We start from the raw sequence: 552 nt of genomic DNA, 5'->3' as shown, positions 1-552 counted from the left end.
GGTTGAACGGCCGGATCAGCGACGACATCGCGATCACCGATACGCCGTCGCGTGCCTGCTGGAGCGTGATCGGCAACGCGGGCAGCGTCGGCAGCACCAGCACGTCCGCGTGTTCGAGCGCGGCATCGACCTGCGCGGTGAAGCGTGCGCGCACGGCTTCGGCTTCCTTCAATGCCGCAGGCGCGGTCGTTGCGGCCGCACGCAATCGCGCATCGAGGTCGGCGCCGAGCTTGCCGCTCGCGACCAGATGACCGAACGCGCGCGACGTTTCCGCGTTGATCACGGTGAGCCCCGCCGCGAACGCGGCCGGCATTTCATCGAGCACCACCGTGTGCGAACGCAGCCCCGATGCGCGAACGGCCGCATCGAGCGCGGCGGCGATCGCCGGATCGGCTTCGACGGCGAGTTGCGCAACCGTGCAGCCTGCCGCGGTTGCCGTCGCCCGCGCACGGTCGAAGCCCGGTGCGATCGCGGCCATCACCGCGACGAGCGTGCGGATTTCGCGGGCGAACGGCCCGACGCAATCGAGCGTGGTATCGGCGGGTGCGACAC

Annotated in this window: 1 pseudogene; it reads right to left on the bottom strand. The window is 70.7% G+C overall.

From position 1 onward, the window contains the following. A pseudogene (locus H3O04_RS35660) lies at positions 1-552 on the bottom strand (amidase family protein); the annotation flags it as partial.

Source organism: Burkholderia sp. KCJ3K979 (genome assembly GCF_016759955.1).
Classification (GTDB): domain Bacteria; phylum Pseudomonadota; class Gammaproteobacteria; order Burkholderiales; family Burkholderiaceae; genus Burkholderia; species Burkholderia orbicola.
This window is presented reverse-complemented; position numbering and strand designations above follow the sequence as displayed.